The sequence below is a fragment of the Variovorax sp. Varisp36 genome, assembly GCF_047304235.1.
Classification (GTDB): domain Bacteria; phylum Pseudomonadota; class Gammaproteobacteria; order Burkholderiales; family Burkholderiaceae_C; genus Variovorax.
The window spans coordinates 1-217 of sequence record NZ_JBGLYU010000148.1; the positions used below are offsets into that span (position 1 = coordinate 1).

The 217-nt window shown below is 67.3% G+C and carries 1 protein-coding gene; it reads left to right on the forward strand.

Annotated elements, in window-relative coordinates; translation table 11 throughout:
* Positions 1-217 (forward strand): AMP-binding protein (locus ACCD11_RS28515; protein WP_413316495.1); only part of this gene is annotated, 217 nt, incomplete at both ends.

Sequence of the window (217 nt, forward strand, 5' to 3'; positions counted from 1 at the left end):
GCTGACGTACATGGTCCGCGACAGCGGCATCGCGCTGCTGCTCACGCAGAGCCACCTGCAGATGCCGGGCACCGAGGCGCTGCAGGTGCTGGCGCTCGACACCCTCGACGTTAGTGCGGAACCCGACACCAACCCCGATATCGACCTGCACGGCGAGAACCTCGCCTACGTCATCTACACCTCCGGCTCCACCGGCCGTCCCAAGGGCGCACAGCTG